At 49.9% G+C, this 17,057-nt stretch carries 19 protein-coding genes and 1 other RNA gene; 10 read left to right on the top strand and 10 right to left on the bottom strand.

Annotated elements, in window-relative coordinates; all coding sequences use genetic code 11:
* Window positions 1-134 precede the first annotated feature (134 nt).
* The 5 genes from recR to DCX48_19515 form a co-directional block, all read right to left on the bottom strand.
* Window positions 135-740, bottom strand: a complete 606-nt coding sequence (gene recR / locus DCX48_19535) for a recombination protein RecR (protein ID QXE16511.1) — start codon at window positions 738-740, stop codon at window positions 135-137.
* Window positions 740-1,069, bottom strand: a complete 330-nt coding sequence (locus DCX48_19530; protein QXE16510.1) for a YbaB/EbfC family nucleoid-associated protein — start codon at window positions 1,067-1,069, stop codon at window positions 740-742. Before DCX48_19530 ends, recR begins: the two co-directional genes overlap by 1 nt.
* Window positions 1,070-1,109: 40 nt before the next feature.
* Window positions 1,110-3,185, bottom strand: coding sequence for a DNA polymerase III subunit gamma/tau (locus DCX48_19525; GenBank protein ID QXE16509.1), 2,076 nt, complete (start codon window positions 3,183-3,185; stop codon window positions 1,110-1,112).
* Window positions 3,186-3,259: 74 nt separating this feature from the next.
* Window positions 3,260-3,817: an adenine phosphoribosyltransferase gene (locus DCX48_19520; protein QXE16508.1), complete on the bottom strand. Its 558-nt coding sequence runs from the start codon at window positions 3,815-3,817 to the stop codon at window positions 3,260-3,262.
* A 214-nt stretch (window positions 3,818-4,031) separates the two neighbouring features.
* Complete coding sequence (locus tag DCX48_19515; protein ID QXE16507.1) at window positions 4,032-4,427, bottom strand: DUF454 family protein; 396 nt, start codon at window positions 4,425-4,427, stop codon at window positions 4,032-4,034.
* A gap of 189 nt (window positions 4,428-4,616) precedes the next feature.
* Between DCX48_19515 and DCX48_19510 the strand changes: the two genes are divergently transcribed.
* Window positions 4,617-5,153, top strand: a complete 537-nt coding sequence (locus DCX48_19510; GenBank protein QXE16506.1) for a prephenate dehydrogenase — start codon at window positions 4,617-4,619, stop codon at window positions 5,151-5,153.
* A gap of 37 nt (window positions 5,154-5,190) precedes the next feature.
* The gene (locus tag DCX48_19505) at window positions 5,191-5,361 is read left to right on the top strand and encodes a DUF2496 domain-containing protein (protein ID QXE16505.1); all 171 of its coding nucleotides are present in this window, start codon (window positions 5,191-5,193) and stop codon (window positions 5,359-5,361) included.
* A gap of 54 nt (window positions 5,362-5,415) precedes the next feature.
* Here DCX48_19505 and acrR read toward each other — a convergent pair whose 3' ends face one another.
* Window positions 5,416-6,057, bottom strand: a complete 642-nt coding sequence (gene acrR / locus DCX48_19500; protein QXE16504.1) for a DNA-binding transcriptional repressor AcrR — start codon at window positions 6,055-6,057, stop codon at window positions 5,416-5,418.
* A 165-nt stretch (window positions 6,058-6,222) separates the two neighbouring features.
* Between acrR and DCX48_19495 the strand changes: the two genes are divergently transcribed.
* From DCX48_19495 to hha, 6 genes are all read left to right on the top strand, one after another.
* Window positions 6,223-7,416: an efflux RND transporter periplasmic adaptor subunit gene (locus tag DCX48_19495; protein QXE16503.1), complete on the top strand. Its 1,194-nt coding sequence runs from the start codon at window positions 6,223-6,225 to the stop codon at window positions 7,414-7,416.
* 28 nt (window positions 7,417-7,444) lie between these two features.
* Window positions 7,445-10,573 (top strand): multidrug efflux RND transporter permease subunit, encoded by a 3,129-nt coding sequence (locus DCX48_19490; GenBank protein ID QXE16502.1) that lies wholly within the window; start codon window positions 7,445-7,447, stop codon window positions 10,571-10,573.
* 205 nt (window positions 10,574-10,778) lie between these two features.
* Window positions 10,779-11,027, top strand: coding sequence for a type B 50S ribosomal protein L31 (locus DCX48_19485; protein ID QXE16501.1), 249 nt, complete (start codon window positions 10,779-10,781; stop codon window positions 11,025-11,027).
* A gap of 17 nt (window positions 11,028-11,044) precedes the next feature.
* Complete coding sequence (locus DCX48_19480; protein ID QXE16500.1) at window positions 11,045-11,188, top strand: 50S ribosomal protein L36; 144 nt, start codon at window positions 11,045-11,047, stop codon at window positions 11,186-11,188.
* Between the two features lie 598 nt (window positions 11,189-11,786).
* A complete protein-coding gene (gene tomB / locus DCX48_19475; protein QXE16499.1) occupies window positions 11,787-12,155 on the top strand; it encodes an Hha toxicity modulator TomB in 369 nt (122 codons plus the stop codon).
* Between the two features lie 53 nt (window positions 12,156-12,208).
* Window positions 12,209-12,412, top strand: coding sequence for a hemolysin expression modulator Hha (gene hha / locus DCX48_19470; GenBank protein QXE16498.1), 204 nt, complete (start codon window positions 12,209-12,211; stop codon window positions 12,410-12,412).
* A gap of 463 nt (window positions 12,413-12,875) precedes the next feature.
* On the opposite strand, the gene ffs is transcribed toward hha, so the two are convergent.
* An RNA gene (gene ffs / locus DCX48_19465) (signal recognition particle sRNA small type) lies at window positions 12,876-12,972 on the bottom strand.
* A 183-nt stretch (window positions 12,973-13,155) separates the two neighbouring features.
* Between ffs and DCX48_19460 the strand changes: the two genes are divergently transcribed.
* Complete coding sequence (locus DCX48_19460) at window positions 13,156-13,476, top strand: MGMT family protein (protein QXE16497.1); 321 nt, start codon at window positions 13,156-13,158, stop codon at window positions 13,474-13,476.
* 19 nt (window positions 13,477-13,495) lie between these two features.
* Here the strand turns inward: DCX48_19460 and DCX48_19455 are convergent, their stop codons facing one another.
* A complete protein-coding gene (locus DCX48_19455; protein QXE16496.1) occupies window positions 13,496-14,077 on the bottom strand; it encodes a hypothetical protein in 582 nt (193 codons plus the stop codon).
* 212 nt (window positions 14,078-14,289) lie between these two features.
* Between DCX48_19455 and DCX48_19450 the strand changes: the two genes are divergently transcribed.
* On the top strand, window positions 14,290-15,153 hold the full coding sequence (locus tag DCX48_19450; protein ID QXE16495.1) for an acyl-CoA thioesterase II: 864 nt from the start codon (window positions 14,290-14,292) through the stop codon (window positions 15,151-15,153).
* A gap of 117 nt (window positions 15,154-15,270) precedes the next feature.
* Here DCX48_19450 and amtB read toward each other — a convergent pair whose 3' ends face one another.
* Both amtB and glnK read right to left on the bottom strand, forming a co-directional pair.
* On the bottom strand, window positions 15,271-16,563 hold the full coding sequence (amtB, locus tag DCX48_19445) for an ammonium transporter AmtB (protein QXE16494.1): 1,293 nt from the start codon (window positions 16,561-16,563) through the stop codon (window positions 15,271-15,273).
* Window positions 16,564-16,596: 33 nt separating this feature from the next.
* Complete coding sequence (gene glnK, locus DCX48_19440; protein QXE16493.1) at window positions 16,597-16,935, bottom strand: P-II family nitrogen regulator; 339 nt, start codon at window positions 16,933-16,935, stop codon at window positions 16,597-16,599.
* Window positions 16,936-17,057: the final 122 nt, after the last annotated feature.

Raw genomic sequence — 17,057 nt, 5'->3', positions numbered from 1 at the left:
ATTAAACTGACGATAAGTAGCAAATGGGGATAAACCAAGGTGATTTCAAGGGGTAAATTTCAGCGGATCAAGAAAATCGTGGGGGAAGAAAAGATGACTGCGGCTACCAGATGATGCGACTGGCAGCCGACAGATTAAAACCGGAAGGGCTGACGACCCGCGAGCGAATGAGAGAGCGTCGTGCCATCGACCATTTCCAGCTCACCGCCAACGGGAACGCCGTGTGCAATGCGGCTGGCCATCACGCCGTGTTGCGCACAGAGCTCAGCGATATAATTCGCTGTAGCATCGCCTTCTACCGTCGGGTTAGTAGCCAGAATCACTTCGTTGAACGATTCCACTTGCAGGCGCTCTTCTAATCGCCCCAAACCAATATCGTCTGGGCCAATGCCATCAAGCGGCGACAAATGCCCCATTAGCACAAAGTAACGACCAGCAAACTGCCCCGTCTGTTCAATGGCATGAATATCAGCCGGGCTTTCTACAACGCAAACCAGCCCATTTTGCTGGCGGCGTGGATTCGAGCAAATCGCACAAACGTCCTGCTCGGTGAATGTCCGGCAATCGCTACAGTGCCCGATTTCGGACATGGCTTGCGTCAACGCCTGCGCCAAACGCATACCACCGCTGCGGTTACGTTGCAGTAGTTGAAACGCCATACGCTGCGCCGACCTGGGCCCAACGCCCGGCAGGCAGCGCAGCGCTTCCATCAATGATTCAAGAAGCGGGCTGGTCTGCATCAGAACGGCATCTTGAAGCCCGGCGGCAATTGCATACCGCTGGAAACCGTTGCCATTTTCTCTTTCTGCGTTTCTGCGATGCGACGAGCGGCATCATTGAACGCCGCAGCGATCAGATCTTCCAGCATCTCTTTGTCGTCTTCCATCAGGCTAGGGTCGATCTCAACACGGCGGCAATTATGCGCACCGTTGATCGTGATTTTCACCAGACCTGCGCCCGATTCGCCCGTGACTTCCAGATTCGCCACTTCTTCCTGCATCTGCTGCATTTTTTCCTGCATCTGCTGGGCTTGCTTCATCAGGTTGCCAATTCCACCTTTACCAAACATAGTTTTCTCTCTATCACGTCGGGCTGCGCACTCGCAGCGGTTAAACAGGGCGGATACTTTCTTCGTCCAGTTCCGCATCAAAGAAACGCCGCAGCGTTTGAATCGTCGTATCGGCCAGAATCGACTGACGCGCCTGCGCCAGTTTCTCTTCATATATAGCCTGACGCCACTCCAGCGGCGTCCGCACCGCTGGGTTATCGTCTTCAGTAATCAGTAATTCTACAGGATGCCCATAGTGGGCCGTCAATGCATCCAGCAGCGTCTTTTGCGCCACAGGCGAATTCAGATGCCGCTGAGATGAACGCAGATGTAGATGGACTTTTCCTGCCTCTTCGCTCTCTTTAAACGCATTGAGTGCCAGCTGTTGTACCAGTTTTGGCAATGTCAGGCGATGGATTTCCGCCGCCCATGGATCCCGCTCCAATGACTCTTCCGCCAGCCGTGCCGCTAGTTCAGGCGTTTTTTCGTGCTCCAATGCCGAACGCAGCGCTTTTGGCGTCGTCACATCGACCTTCTCTTCGTCGACTTTATTCTGCGCCCGCCAACGATACGCTTCCGGCTTTTTAGGTTCGGAGGGAGAGGTTTGCGCGTTTTGCCGTTGAATACTGCGCTCAGTCACCGAAGCCAATCGCTCCAGCGCTGAGGTTGCCGGCCGCGTGTTGTCAGACGCTGCCGGTTCAGCCTTTTTTGGTGGCGTACTCCCCTGTTTTCGCAGTAGCTGGCTGCGAGCCTGTAACAGCTGAGAAGTCGCATCAGGTAATTCACTCACACCATGCTGATCCGCAGAACCGGCCGTAACAGTCGCTTCCCCTAACGGTGGCGCATAGGCAGAGGCATCCATCGGCGGTTCGGGAGAGTATGATGACGGCAGCACGTCGTCATGAGATTCGCTGTTTTGCGGCATTGGCGCACGAGCCACCGCCGATGTTGTTGCCGTAGGTTGCGGCTGCGCAGGCGGCTTGACAGAGGGCGCACGCGCAGCCTGAGCAGGCGCGGCGCTTACTGGTGCAACCAGTTCGGCAATAATCTGACTGGGATGAAACGCCAACGCTCTTAGTAGCGTCATTTCAACACCCATCCGACGATCCGGCGCGAAAGGCAGCTCTTTGCGGCCAATTAGCATCGTCTGGTAATAAAGCTGCACGTCAGCCGGTGGCAAAGCTCGCGCCAACTCTCGTATCCGCGCTTCAACAGCCGCGTAATCATCGCCCAACGCCGCAGGCAGCAGTTGAACCATCGCAATACGGTGTAACAACGTTTGGGTTTCTACCAATAACGATTCCCAATCCACACCTCGTGCAGCAACCTGATCTAGCAGCGACATGACTTGCCCGCCATCGCCTTTCGCCAACGCTTCAATCAGTGCCAGCGGTTGTTCATCGTCCAGCGTGCCTAACATTTGGCTGACTGAAGCGGTTGTCACCTGCCCTTGCCCCATGGCAATAGCTTGATCGGTCAAGCTCAGCGCATCACGTAAGCTTCCATCGGCAGCACGCGCCAGAAGTTGCAGTGCCCGTGGTTCACTGGCGAGATTCTCCGCCTGTAGTACCTGTTCCAAATGCGCACGAATCTGTTCGACATCCAGCGCTTTGAGATGAAATTGCAGGCAGCGCGACAGAATGGTCACCGGCAGTTTCTGCGGATCGGTAGTCGCCAATAGGAATTTGACGTGCGGAGGTGGCTCTTCCAGCGTTTTTAACAGCGCATTAAAGCTGTGGCGCGATAACATGTGTACTTCGTCAATCAAGTACACCTTGAATCGCCCACGCGCGGGGGCATACTGCACATTATCCAACAGATCGCGCGTGTCTTCGACTTTAGTGCGAGAAGCGGCGTCGATTTCGATCAAATCGACAAAACGGCCCTGTTCGATTTCTCGGCAATTATCACACTGGCCGCACGGCGTTGCCGTTACACCCTGTTCGCAATTCAGCCCTTTTGCCAGCAAACGGGCAATCGTCGTCTTCCCGACACCGCGGGTGCCAGAAAACAAATAAGCGTGATGGATTCGACCTAGGGAAAGGCCGTTAGCCAACGCGGTCAGGACATGTTCCTGACCGACAACTTGGGTAAAGGTTTGGGGACGCCACTTACGGGCAAGAACCTGATAGCTCATCAATACCGCAACAGTCGAGTTATTGAGGCAATCATGCTAACACAGCCACGCCGCTATCGGCGAGACTGTTATGATTAATGTCCGGGGAAGTCAACCAAGCTATAGCAGGTTACACCCATCTCAGTCAGGCGTTGCTCGCCACCCAGATCGAACAGGTTAATGATAAAAGCGGCATCGTTTACCGTGCCACCCAGACGACGGATCAATTTCACCGTGGCTTCAAGCGTACCGCCCGTTGCCAGCAGATCGTCGATCACCAGCACATTATCGCCAGCAGAGATCGCATCCGCATGAATTTCCAACGTATCTGAACCGTACTCCAGTTCATAGCTTTCACTGATCGTTGGACGCGGCAGTTTGCCCGGTTTACGCACGGGAACAAAACCCACACCCAGCGCCAGCGCAACAGGGGCGCCAAACAGAAAACCACGCGCTTCGGTGCCGACAACCTTCGTCACACCGGTGTTGCGATAACGGTTCGCCAGCATGTCAATACTGGCCGCATAGGCCACAGGATCTTCCAGCAGGCTGGTGACATCACGGAACAGTATGCCCGGCTTCGGATAATCGGGGATGCTTTTGATACTGTTTTTAATTAATTCTGCCTGCTGCTGCGCTGTTACGGTCGTCATAGTTGTGCCTGATAAAACGTTCTGAACATACAAATGCCGGTCGCCACAAGGCTTTCATCATCGCATGATGTGATGAATAAGCATTATGACAAAGAGGAAAATGGCGACCCGTGCACGAAAACGCTCAAATCTAGTCAAAGTGACGGATAAATGCAACCATCCGCACTCTAGGTGGATATTTTTTGTCTGCCCGTCACGGAGACCGCCGTTTGCGCTATCTTTTCGGATCCGCGCCCTGCGTTTGTTGTTCTGGATCAACCACGGGTAAACGAAGCATGAAGGTCAGCAAAATAGTTAAAATGACCAACAGCAAGATCCTGACCCAAACCAGCTTGACTAACCAGAGCGAAAGCGCAAACGTCAGCAGAATCATGGTGACAGCCTTCCACTTTGCTCCTGGCGGCAACGCCCGATGTTGCTGCCAATGGCGCAGATAGCTGCCAAACCAAGAGCGGTGCAGTAACCAGTTATGGAAACGCGGGGAGGAGCGGGCAAAACACCAAGCGGCCAGTAACAAGAAAGGTGTGGTCGGTAATAAAGGCAATACGACACCCAACGTTGCCAGCACAACAGAAATCCACCCCAGTATAATCAGCAACACGCGATACATATTCACCTTTACGCTTTGTTCACTACCAATATGTTTTGTCTACAATGTCCATCACACTTTATCACCACCTTGCCCGATGGATTAATTAAGATATCCTCATGCAATACATAAGGCGACGTAGATCAATCACGCTGACATACTACACAACGTCGGCCCGCTGAATTATCAGCCTTACCGTAAGGGAAAAAAGTGAACACGCATCAATTGCTGTTGGCACTTGAACAACAAATTAACACGCTGGCGAAACAGCTTGAACCGCTGGCGGATAAAGCTGTACCGCAATCGCGCTTTGATCGTCAGCTTTTTAGCAGTTACGGCACTCGGCTACGTGATTATCGCGCCGAAGTTGAACAAAACCTGCGCGCAATAAAACAGCTGGTTGCCGAACAGCGCACCGATCGCGTGGCGTTTCTAGCTGAAAAACTGGTTAGCCAGATAGCCGCTCTGCAACGTGAACTGGCGACACAATCATTGCGCAGGCAGGAGCAAAATGCCGCACCACCGCAGGAAGATGTGTATCACAAACTGGCGGAGCATCAGGATTATGAGCGCCGTTTGCTTTCCATGATTCAGGATAGAGAAAGTCTGCTCATTACACAGACGCTTTTCAGCGAGCAACAGCGGCTGCAAAAAGAGTTGGCCGCGCTGGAAGGACGGTTGTCACGCTGCCGTCAGGCTCTATCACGCTTAGAACGTCAGATTGAACGCCGGGAACAAGGACTGTAGCGCGGCGGCTTCGCCGAGAAAGAAGAGGAAATGACTCATGTCACTTGAAAACGCGCCACCCGAAGTCAAGCTGGCGGTCGATTTGATTATGCTGCTGGAAGAAAACCAAATCGAACCCCGTATCGCACTCGCCGCACTGGCAATGGTACAGGCCGATTTTGAGAAAAAGCTCTCGCAAGAAAAAAATGACGCTAAATCTTCCTCTTAAAGCGAATAGCTCTGCACTTAAAGGTAAGAGGTGTTAACGCGGATGAACCACTACTTACTCAGCAGGTTTACGCAGCGCAGGGCTAAAATGCAACATGTCGATAAAGGCATCTACCAGCGCCGGGGCTTCCTGATCGAGATCGAAACTTTCCGGCATAAATAACCAGTTCTCCATCACACCGGAGAAATAGGCACGCAGCGCAATCGCTGCCCGACGGGGATGAATGTCCGTCGGCAACATCCCCATACGAATGCACTCAATCAGGTTTTCTTCGATATCCACATAGCAGGAAAGATAAAGCTCTTTTCGTGCATTATACGATTGCAGCATTTCACCGACAAACTCACATTTGTGAAAAACGATCTCCATAATGGAACGCCAGTGAGTGTCGCTAACGGTTAAACGCAGCATATAAATCAATAATTCACGCATCACACGGAGTGGATTATCAGGGAATTTTGTCTGATACTCTATTTCAAACTCACTGATTTTTGACTCTGCCAGAGCCCAGATTTCATCAAAAATTTCGGCTTTGTTCTTAAAATGCCAATAAATAGCACCGCGGGTCACACCAGCAGCAGTCGCAATATCAGACAATGAAGTCGCAGACACACCATGCTCAGAGAACACTCTTAACGCAGTATCCAGTATCTGTTGCCGAGTTTCCTGAGCCTGTTTTTTGGTTTTTCGTGCCATGATAATTTGGTTTTTCGTGCCATATCGCTGTATTTGAAGGAAAGTGAGATTTACATACATTCAAGTATGTATGTAACATAGCATGAACATAAGACTATAGCAGCAATGGGTTTTTAAGCTTGTGATCCATTGGTCAATTTCAAATCGGACACTTGAGGTTTATCTATGAACAAAAACAGAGGGCTAACGCCTCTGGCGGCAGTTCTGATGCTTTCTGGCGGCTTAATGCTTGCGGGATGTGATGACGGCAACAATCAGCAAGGTGGCGCACAGCAGCAGATGCCTGAAGTGGGTATTGTTACGTTGAAAACGGAAGCACTGAATGTTATGACCGAGCTGCCGGGCCGTACAAGTGCTTACCGTATTGCAGAGGTTCGCCCACAGGTTGGCGGTATTATCCTCAAACGCAACTTCGTTGAAGGTTCCGACGTTAAAGCTGGTGCATCGCTGTATCAGATCGATCCGGCGACATATCAGGCAAACTATAATAGCGCCAAAGGCTCACTTGCTCAGGCACAGGCTCAGGCAGAAATTGCCCGCCTGACGGTTAACCGCTATAAACCGCTGCTGGGCACCAACTACGTCAGCAAGCAGGATTACGATCAGGCAGTTGCCACCTCTCGTCAGGCTGATGCAGCGGTTCAGGCTGCTAAAGCGACGGTTGACACTGCGCAAATCAATCTGGCTTACACCAAAGTTAATGCACCAATCGAAGGCCGCGTGGGTAAATCCACGGTAACGGAAGGCGCATTGGTGGGCACCAGCCAAGCAACGGCATTAACGACCTTACAGCAGCTTGATCCAATCTATGTGGATGTCACGCAGTCCAGTAATGATTTCCTGCAACTGAAGAGAGAGCTGGAAAACGGCACGCTGAAACAAAATGAAGGCAAAGCGAATGTTCGCCTGCTGTTGGAAAACGGTACCGAATATACCGAAGCGGGTACATTGGAATTCTCTGATGTAACGGTAGATGAAACCACGGGCTCCATCACGCTGCGCGCTATTTTCCCAAACCCACAGCATAACCTGCTCCCCGGAATGTTTGTACGAGCTCGCCTCGATTCCGGTGTTAACCCAACGGCTTTGTTAGTTCCTCAACAAGGTATAACCCGCGATCCGCGTGGTCAGGCCACAGCGATGGTTGTTGGGGAAGGCGATAAAGTGGAACCTCGCACGCTTAAAACCAGTAAAGCAATCGGTGACAAATGGTTGGTTGCCGAAGGCTTGAAAGCGGGCGATCGCGTTATCCTCACTGGTCTGCAAAAAATCAGACCCGGTGCGCAGGTGAAAGCTAAAGAAGTCGCTCCAGAAAATCAGCAGGCGCCGCAAGCGTCAGCAGAACCCGCGAAGTCTTAAGACGTTCTAACAGGAGCCGGTACAATTCATGGCTAAGTTTTTTATAGATCGACCCATTTTTGCATGGGTACTCGCCATCATGGTGATGCTGACGGGGTTGCTGGCAATTGTTAAATTACCCATTGCCCAGTACCCAACAATCGCGCCACCCGCGATTGAAATAACAGCAAACTATCCTGGGGCCGATGCATCAACACTGCAAGACTCTGTTACGCAGGTTATCGAACAGAATATGAACGGTATCGATAACCTGATGTACATGTCATCAAGCAGTGACTCCTCAGGTACGGTCCAGATTACGCTGACCTTTGAGGCCAGTACCGATCCGGACATCGCGCAGGTTCAGGTGCAGAACAAGCTGCAACTGGCCATGCCGTTGCTGCCGCAGGAAGTACAGCAGCAAGGGGTGAACGTTCAGAAATCAAGTAGCAGCTTCCTTATGGTTGCCGCCTTCATTAGTGAAGACGGTAAAATGTCACAGGAAGATATCGCTGACTACGTGGCCGCTAACGTTAAAGACCCTATCAGTCGTACATCCGGCGTAGGCGACGCGCAGCTATTTGGCTCCCAGTACGCCATGCGTATCTGGCTAGATCCGAACAAGCTGAACAACTATCAGTTAACTTCAGGTGACGTCAGCGCAGCAATCCGTGTTCAAAACAACCAGATCGCCGCAGGACAATTGGGGGGCGCTCCACCGGTTCCCGGCCAGCAGTTGAACGCCTCGATCATTGCGCAGACCCGTCTGAATTCAGCAGAGGAGTTTTCTAAAATACTGCTGAAGGTCAACGCCGATGGGTCTCAGGTTCGCCTTAAAGATGTCGCACGCGTTGAGTTGGGCGCAGAAGGCTACGACGTTATAGCTCGTTTCAATGGGAAACCCGCTGCCGGTATCGGTATCAAATTGGCAACAGGTGCGAACGCGCTGGATACGGCAAACGCAGTAAAAGATGCACTGACCAAAGCGGAAGAGTTCTTTCCTTCAGGCCTGAAAGTCGTTTACCCGTACGATACAACGCCCTTCGTTAAGATCTCGATCAACGAAGTAGTGAAAACGCTGGTGGAAGCTATCGTACTGGTATTCCTGGTGATGTACCTGTTCCTGCAGAACTTCCGTGCCACGCTGATCCCAACAATCGCGGTGCCGGTCGTCTTGCTGGGGACATTTGCTATCCTCTCCGCGTTTGGTTATTCCATAAACACCTTGACGATGTTCGCGATGGTTCTCGCCATCGGGCTTCTGGTGGATGACGCCATCGTCGTCGTGGAAAACGTGGAACGAGTAATGGCGGAAGAAGGTCTGCCGCCTAAAGAAGCAACCAAACGATCCATGGAGCAGATCCAAGGCGCGTTGGTCGGTATTGCACTGGTGCTGTCCGCCGTATTCGTCCCGATGGCGTTTACCGGTGGTTCAACAGGGGCAATCTACCGCCAGTTCTCCATCACAATCGTTTCGGCGATGGTGCTGTCGGTTCTGGTTGCGTTGATTTTGACACCAGCACTTTGTGCAACACTGCTGAAACCCATCGCCAAAGGCGATCATGGTGAGAAAAAAGGCTTCTTCGGCTGGTTCAACCGGCTGTTTGAGAAGAGCACGCAGCACTACACCGACAGCGTGGCGAATATCCTGCGCAGCACTGGCCGTTATCTGGTCATCTATCTGTTGATAGTTGTGGGTCTGGCACTGTTGTTCTTACGTTTGCCAACGTCTTTCCTGCCGGACGAAGACCAGGGGGTTCTCCTGAACATTGTTCAGTTACCTTCAGGTGCAACGCAGGAAAACACCCAGAAAATCATGGACAGAATGACGCAATACTATCTCGACAATGAGAAAGGTAACGTTAAGTCTGTGTTTACCGTGACGGGCTTCGGGTTCTCTGGTCGTGGGCAGAATGCCGGTTTGGCTTTCGCCAGCTTGAATGACTGGAGTGAACGAAGCGGCGCAGAAAATAAAGTTATGGCGATTGCAGGCCGAGCAAACGCGGCCTTTAGCCAGTATAAAGAAGCTATGGTTTTCGCAGTCAACCTTCCTGCGATTATCGAACTGGGTACTGCAACAGGTTTCGACTTCCAGTTGATTGACCAAGCTAACCTTGGGCACGCAAAACTGACGGAAGCACGTAATCAGTTACTGGGCATGGCAGCACAACGCCCTGATACGCTGGTGCAAGTTCGTCCGAACGGGATGGAAGATACACCGCAATTCCGTCTTGATATCGATCAGGAAAAAGCACAAGCGCTTGGCGTGTCACTGTCAGATATCAGCTCAACGTTGGCAACAACGCTGGGTGGTTCTTATGTGAATGACTTTATCGATCGCGGTCGCGTGAAGAAAGTTTACGTTCAGGCCGACGCGCCTTTCCGTATGCTGCCAGATGACATCAAAAACTGGTACATCCGCGGTAGTAACGGACAGATGGTGCCATTCTCCGCCTTCACGCAGAGTCACTGGGAATACGGTTCACCGCGTCTGGAGCGTTATAACGGCCAGCCATCCATGCAAATACAGGGCGAAGCGGCTCCAGGTAAGAGTTCCGGTGACGCCATGGCGTTGATGGAAGAGTTCGTCACCAAATTACCGCAAGGTATCGGCTACCAATGGACGGGAATGTCCTATCAAGAGCGGTTATCAGGCAACCAGGCTCCTGCAATCTATGCCATTTCATTGATTGTCGTGTTCCTGTGTCTGGCGGCGCTTTATGAGAGCTGGTCAATTCCGTTCTCCGTCATGCTGGTTGTTCCATTGGGGATCATCGGTGCATTGATTGCAGCGAATATGACGGGTCTTGAAAATGACGTTTACTTTAAGGTGGGCCTGCTAACAACCATAGGGCTATCGGCGAAGAACGCCATATTGATCGTCGAATTTGCTAAAGATCTGATGGAAAAAGAAGGGAAAGGACTGATTGAAGCAACGCTGGATGCTGTTCGTATGCGTTTGCGTCCAATCCTGATGACATCACTGGCCTTTATCCTCGGTGTAATGCCGCTGGTAATTAGTAGTGGTGCGGGTTCCGGTGCACAGAACGCCGTTGGTACTGGCGTAATGGGCGGGATGATTACGGCAACCGTGCTGGCTATCTTCTTCGTTCCGGTGTTCTTCGTTGTTGTCCGCCGTCGTTTCAGCAAGAAAGTGGACGATACAACAGCTCACTAACCTACCTATATATCCTCTAAAAGGCCGCCTAGCGGCCTTTTTTACGCCCCTATCCTCACTTCCCAGGTAACCGTACTGTTTTCTCATCTTATCCGTATCTACAGCAATTTAGAGAATACTCACCTCACAACAACATAATGGTTGATCCGTATGCTAAAAAAGCGCAACATGAAAGATATGTTATAACATAACAATTGAGGTAGCTATGAAAGCGGGTATTCACCCTGACTATCGCACAGTGGTATTTCATGATACCAGCGCGGATGTCTATTACAGGACTGGGTCAACCATTAAAACCGATCGAACCATTGAGCTTGAGGGTACCCACTACCCTTACGTCATCATCGAAGTTTCTTCGGCATCGCATCCCTATTACACCGGGAAGCAAAAAGAATATTCCAAAGAAGGCAGCACGGCACGCTTCCATCAGCGTTTCGGGAACTTCTTCAAGTAATCAGAGAGGGTTATTAAATGCAGGTTCTTAGTTCGCTGCGTTCAGCAAAAAATCGCCATAAAGATTGTATTGTGGTCCGCCGTCGTGGGCGAGTTTACGTTATATGTAAATCCAATCCGCGCTTTAAGGCCGTACAAGGCGGAAAAAAGAAAAAAGGTTAATCTTTCCCTAGCTCATCCCGATACAGCCTACGTCATAACGCTAACAAGGCTGTACGGGATTATTTTTATGAAAAAACAGCTGAAACAATAAGATAACGATCCTCCCCTCACATTATGAACTGAAAAACCTCCTCGCGTTACTTCTGCCATTTCTCATATTTTCAGATAGAAATAATTAAATAATCCGCAGCCAAGTTTATTCTATGCTCATAGTAACAACAAAAAACCTGAGGCTTAATCAAAATAAATAGCAATAAAAACCTTATCTATTATCCGCGAATTTTACCAACGCTTTTGCTATAGTCATATATAGAATGACGTAATCGTAACCAACATGGTAGAGCTATACTTAAGGTTAAGTCATGATATGTTGGTATTTACGCCAACCCTATTTCGCGACATAGTAGATACTAGGAGGTAAGAAAATCTCAGTTGTTTCATTCATTGCTGAACAAATCACAATGGCTCAATGCATTGCCTGTAACAGCATGAATACGAAAGAATGCTAATGTCTTTATCTTGCAAGCTTCATCAGTCTACCTGTTTACCAGGTGTTAACCGCAGTAACACTGAATAACGGCTTAACGGAGGGATTGATATGGATGAGTACACACCGAAACATTATGATATTGCCCAACTCAGATTCTTATGTGAGAATCTGTGTGACGAAAGCATAGCAACGTTAGGCGATAGCAGTCACGGCTGGGTCAATGATCCAACATCTGCGATCAATCTCCAATTAAATGAACTTATTGAGCATATCGCTACGTTTATTCTCACATTTAAAATAAAATACCCTAACGAAAGTGAGCTTTCAGAGCAGGTTGAAAAGTATTTGGATGATACTTACGTCTTGTTTAGCAACTATGGCATTAATGATGCTGAACTACGACGCTGGCAGAAATCCAAAGCAAAATTATTCGGAATGTTCTCAGGGGAGAACATCTGTACGCCTGCTAAAACTTAAGCAATAATTTATTTATATTTTTTAACCACCAGGTACTGTTTGCATAGGCCATTATGAAAAAAATCGACTATTTGATGCGTTTGCGTAAATGCACAACCATTGACACACTCGAACGTGTTATTGAAAAAAACAAGTATGAGCTCTCCAATGATGAACTGGAGATGTTCTTTTCAGCAGCCGATCATCGCCTGGCTGAACTGACAATGAACAAACTCTACGACAAAATCCCTACCGCAGTATGGCGCTACGTACGTTAATTTCTGACGGCACGCATACAAAAACTGACATTAAATACACTGCGCCGATAATATTATCGGCCTTTGTTTTTATTATCTTTTTAACGCATTAATTAAGTAAGACTTGTAACAAATTGTATTTTTAATATTAAGTAAAAATGAAAGTCCTCCCTCACTTCACGCTTATTCCCCCACCACTTATCATTTATAACAATCGCATCGATAACATCACTAATAGTATATCCTGTGATGAAAACAGAGGATGTAATAATTACCGCGATTATTACTCTCTAAGCAAAGATGCACGGGTAATCTTTCCGAAAAGCTGAGAACGGAAAATGACATCAATCGAGCCAAGAATGGTGGCTCAAAGCGTATGTATGGCTAGAGATTTGGGGTATATGGCTGACGATTGGATCTATGGGAAGAAAACAAAGCTCGCTCTGACGATGGAGCGGTTATACAGGCGCTAAATTGGTGGAGGCCCCGCCAGCTACATCCCGGCACACACGTCTCCTGCTGCGGCTGCTTCCTTCCGGATCTGACCGAGTCCACAGGATAGTGTTGCGGGAGAACCGACAGGGCCTCCATTGACGACTTCATAACAGTTTGCATGATAACTACAGCGTGTCACAAAGCGGTGGGCATTATCGGCGATGAGATAGGCAATTGCAAGCTAACCCATACTAACCGTTGTTTTCTTACTCACTTCACTATGCCACTATGATGTTCAATCGGTTTAGAAACAGCAGGAACATCCGCGGATGTCAGAAAAAAACGATAATTTCCGCCAACGCGTTTTTCAAATTGTCGCGGCGATTCCCTATGGGAAAATAGCGACCTATGGCGACATCGCGCAGCTTGCCGACTCCCCCAGAGCATCGAGGCAGGTCGGTGGGGTGTTAAAACGCCTGCCGAAAGACAGCAAACTCCCCTGGCATCGGGTAATCAATCGTAAAGGAGAAATATCGCTGGTTGGTGGAGATTATGTACGCCAGAAGTCTGCACTACAGGCGGAAGGCATCATTTTCAATCGGCAGGGAAAGATTGATCTTGCTAAATATCGCTGGCAATACGCGCCATAACGGCGCGTATCCAGATGAATTACCAAACTGGCTGCGGAGCCATAGATGACGATGCAGGCTGTCCCTGAAGCATATGAGGGGTCTGATTCGTCGGGTTAGATATCATTGATTCCTGATTTTTCGCTGGTAAAGGAACAGAAGCGACAGGCACCAACACCAAATCGGCGTTATTTACCCCGTTGCTAATGACCGGTAAGACGTTCTCCGTCACCATTACGATACGATTATCGATCGCAACCGCTGCGCTGAGTAAGATACGCGCGTTGGGCTGAATATCAGCCGGGTTATACGGCAACTCGAATTGGAAAGGAGCCTGCTTTCCTTCCGTACGCGTCACGCGTTGAGCAATCACTTTTGAAGGCGCATCTGCCAGCGATGCATCAGACACCGTAACGGTCAAAACCGCGTTGTGAGGTAGCGCAATGCGCTGACGAATATTAACCGTACCCGTTACCGCTGGCATTGCGACAGCCGGACGCTGGGAGGAAACACTGGTGACAGGTGCACCAGTCTGAGGAGAAACGCCATAATCCCCCCTCTGTGCACATGCAGCCAGAGTCATCGATAACGTGATACCGCCTAAGATATGCCATAATTTCATTCGGTCAGTCTCCTTTATTATTGTCAGACTACCGGCATCGAAGACCGGCACTCATAAATAGTATGATTCAATAAACACAATAATGATGGTGCAAAATTCTGATATTTTCCTGAAAACCGCACATTCAGTATAATTAAAATCCACAAATAGATATTTTACACCTTAAAAAACAAATAGATAATTATCCATTCGCATCCATTGAGGCCGATACCATGAGTGAATCACTACAACCCCTTCTCGACCTCCTGCGTTTAGAGAAACTCGAAGAAGGGCTATTTCGCGGACAAAGCGATGATTTGGGGCTGCGCCAGGTATTTGGTGGGCAAGTTGTCGGCCAAGCCATGTCGGCCGCTAAGCAGACCGTTCCTGCCGAGCGCAACATTCACTCTTTTCATAGCTACTTTTTGTTACCCGGCGATAGTCAAAAACCGATTATTTATGACGTTGAAAACCTGCGCGATGGCAACAGTTTCAGCGCTCGCCGCGTTAGTGCCATCCAAAATGGTCGCCCCATTTTTTATATGACTGCCTCATTTCAAAGTCATGAGGAAGGGTTTGAGCACCAAAATGTGATGCCAGACGTCGCACCGCCAGAGGTGCTGAAATCTGAGCAGGAAATCGCACAAGACATGCAGCATCTTCTGCCGCCCCGCTTTCGCGATAAATTTATTCAGGCCAGCCCGATTGAGATGCGCCCGGTTAAATTCCATAACCCGCTAAAGGGCGAAGTGGACGAGCCAATACGACACGTTTGGTGCCGTGCCAGCAGCCCGCTGCCGGACGACAAGCATATCCACCAATATCTGCTTGGCTATACGTCTGACTGCAACTTCCTACTCACGGCCTTGCAGCCTCATGGCGTTGGCTTTTTGGAACCGGGTATGCAGGTCGCCACGATCGATCACTCGATGTGGTTCCACCGTGATTTCCGGCTAGACGACTGGCTGTTATATACCGTGGAAAGCACATCCGCATCCGGCGCCCGTGGCTTCGTACGCGGACAATTCTATACCCGAGAAGGTGTGCTGGTTGCATCTAGCGTGCAGGAAGGAGTCATGCGTCGCCGCCAGCAGTAAATCTGCTGACAAAAGAATTACATCGCTGCAACAACGCAATTTAAACAACGTTAGCCGTAAAACAAAACAGGCGTGGAGTTTCCTCCACGCCTGTTCACTGTATCTGAACGGTCTTACTTATTGGTTGTAAGCGCTCTCGCCATGGCTGTTAACGTCCAGACCTTCGCGCTCTTGCTCTTCAGGTACACGCAGACCAACGATCATATCCGCAACCTTGAAGGCGACAAATGCCACCACGCCAGACCACACCAGACAAACAATCACGCTGAACAGCTGTACCCAAACCTGGTGCGCCATTGTCACACCTTCAGCATAGCCTGTTCCACCCAGCGATGCCGACGTGAATACCCCCGTCAAGATACAACCAACGATACCGCACACGCCGTGAACACCGAACACATCACACGGGTCATCCACACGCAGCCATCTTTTCAGTACTGTTACGCCCCACAGGCCCGCAACACCACCAGCCAGACCGATGATCAAGGCGCCACCCACGCCAACCGTACCCGCTGCTGGGGTAATTGCCACCAGACCTGCGATACAGCCAGAGCACGCGCCCAGCAGAGAAGGTTTACCGCGTACCAACCACTCACCACCAACCCATGCCAGAATCGCAGCAGCAGTCGCAACAACAGTGTTCAGGAAAGCCAGAGCGGCGACACCGTTAGCAGCACCCGCAGACCCCGCATTGAAACCAAACCAGCCGATATACAGAATCGCCGTACCAATAAACACCATCGGCAGGTTATGCGGTTTGAAGGCTTCTTTACCAAAGCCAGCACGTTTGCCCAGCAGGTAAGCACCAACCAACCCAGCAACCGCGGCGTTGATGTGAACGACCGTACCGCCAGCAAAGTCTAACGCGCCATCCATAGCCAGATAGCCACCGCCCCATACCATGTGCGTCATCGGCAGGTAGGAGAACGTCAGCCACAGCCCAACAAAAATCAGCACCGCAGAGAAACGAATACGCTCAGCGATCGCCCCGACAATCAACGCAACGGTGATACAGGCGAAGGAAGCCTGATAAGCCACATGCACAAACTGATAGTAGGTACCGCTGATGGACTCAATCCCGATGCCTTTCAGCATAAACGTACTGAAACCACCGAAGAAGGCGTTACCTTCACTGAAGGCCAGGCTATATCCGTAAACCACCCACAAGATACAGACCATCGCGAACGTTACACTCACCTGCGTCATCATGGACAGTACGTTCTTCGAACGGATCAGGCCGCCATAAAACAGTGCGATGCCTGGTATAGTCATAAAAAGTACCAACACGGTACAAATCATAATAAAAGCGTTATCCGCTTTATCAATTGTCGGTGTCGCAGCCATTGCCCAGGACGGGAGTAATGCCGCCACACCGAGACCTAATGAAGAGAGTAGTTTTTTCATTTTCATCCATCCCTATTTACGTATCTACGCTAGGTGTTGTTAAAGTGCGGCTTCGTCAGTTTCACCCGTACGAATACGGATAACCCTTTGCAACTCGGCGACAAAAATTTTGCCATCACCAATTTTTCCGGTGTACGCGGCTTTGCTGATGACGTCGATCACTTCGTCCAGTTGGTCGTCTGCAATCGCGATATCAATTTTTACCTTAGGTAAAAAGTTAACGCTGTATTCTGCGCCACGGTATAGCTCCGCGTGCCCTTTCTGACGACCAAATCCTTTCACCTCAGTGACGGTTAGCCCCTGGATGCCAACAGAAGATAACGCTTCACGTACATCTTCCAGCTTGAATGGTTTTATCACCACAGTAACCAGTTTCATTTATCTTCCCCCTAGCCATTACGTTCAGGCTTTCGCCCGCCACTTGTTCGATTACGTGCTCTATGAAGTAGGTCTACGTCATGATTAAAGCAAACGGTGTGCCATAAATGATTTATCTGGCA

Origin of the sequence: Pectobacterium atrosepticum, assembly GCA_019056595.1 — a bacterium.
In the GTDB taxonomy this organism is placed as follows: Bacteria; Pseudomonadota; Gammaproteobacteria; order Enterobacterales; family Enterobacteriaceae; genus Pectobacterium; species Pectobacterium atrosepticum.
Note: the sequence above shows the minus strand (reverse complement) of the source record. Positions and strands in the feature narration are given on the sequence as shown.

What these genes read in the sequence shown, in the direction of transcription:
- recR (QXE16511.1), bottom strand. Translation starts at nt 740, where the DNA reads ATGCAGACCAGCCCGCTTCTTGAATCATTGATGGAAGCGCTGCGCTGC.
- DCX48_19530 (QXE16510.1), bottom strand. Translation starts at nt 1,069, where the DNA reads ATGTTTGGTAAAGGTGGAATTGGCAACCTGATGAAGCAAGCCCAGCAG.
- DCX48_19525 (QXE16509.1), bottom strand. Translation starts at nt 3,185, where the DNA reads ATGAGCTATCAGGTTCTTGCCCGTAAGTGGCGTCCCCAAACCTTTACC.
- DCX48_19520 (QXE16508.1), bottom strand. Translation starts at nt 3,817, where the DNA reads ATGACGACCGTAACAGCGCAGCAGCAGGCAGAATTAATTAAAAACAGT.
- DCX48_19515 (QXE16507.1), bottom strand. Translation starts at nt 4,427, where the DNA reads ATGTATCGCGTGTTGCTGATTATACTGGGGTGGATTTCTGTTGTGCTG.
- DCX48_19505 (QXE16505.1), top strand. Translation starts at nt 5,191, where the DNA reads ATGTCACTTGAAAACGCGCCACCCGAAGTCAAGCTGGCGGTCGATTTG.
- acrR (QXE16504.1), bottom strand. Translation starts at nt 6,057, where the DNA reads ATGGCACGAAAAACCAAAAAACAGGCTCAGGAAACTCGGCAACAGATA.
- DCX48_19495 (QXE16503.1), top strand. Translation starts at nt 6,223, where the DNA reads ATGAACAAAAACAGAGGGCTAACGCCTCTGGCGGCAGTTCTGATGCTT.
- DCX48_19490 (QXE16502.1), top strand. Translation starts at nt 7,445, where the DNA reads ATGGCTAAGTTTTTTATAGATCGACCCATTTTTGCATGGGTACTCGCC.
- DCX48_19485 (QXE16501.1), top strand. Translation starts at nt 10,779, where the DNA reads ATGAAAGCGGGTATTCACCCTGACTATCGCACAGTGGTATTTCATGAT.
- DCX48_19480 (QXE16500.1), top strand. Translation starts at nt 11,045, where the DNA reads ATGCAGGTTCTTAGTTCGCTGCGTTCAGCAAAAAATCGCCATAAAGAT.
- tomB (QXE16499.1), top strand. Translation starts at nt 11,787, where the DNA reads ATGGATGAGTACACACCGAAACATTATGATATTGCCCAACTCAGATTC.
- hha (QXE16498.1), top strand. Translation starts at nt 12,209, where the DNA reads ATGAAAAAAATCGACTATTTGATGCGTTTGCGTAAATGCACAACCATT.
- DCX48_19460 (QXE16497.1), top strand. Translation starts at nt 13,156, where the DNA reads ATGTCAGAAAAAAACGATAATTTCCGCCAACGCGTTTTTCAAATTGTC.
- DCX48_19455 (QXE16496.1), bottom strand. Translation starts at nt 14,077, where the DNA reads ATGAAATTATGGCATATCTTAGGCGGTATCACGTTATCGATGACTCTG.
- DCX48_19450 (QXE16495.1), top strand. Translation starts at nt 14,290, where the DNA reads ATGAGTGAATCACTACAACCCCTTCTCGACCTCCTGCGTTTAGAGAAA.
- amtB (QXE16494.1), bottom strand. Translation starts at nt 16,563, where the DNA reads ATGAAAATGAAAAAACTACTCTCTTCATTAGGTCTCGGTGTGGCGGCA.
- glnK (QXE16493.1), bottom strand. Translation starts at nt 16,935, where the DNA reads ATGAAACTGGTTACTGTGGTGATAAAACCATTCAAGCTGGAAGATGTA.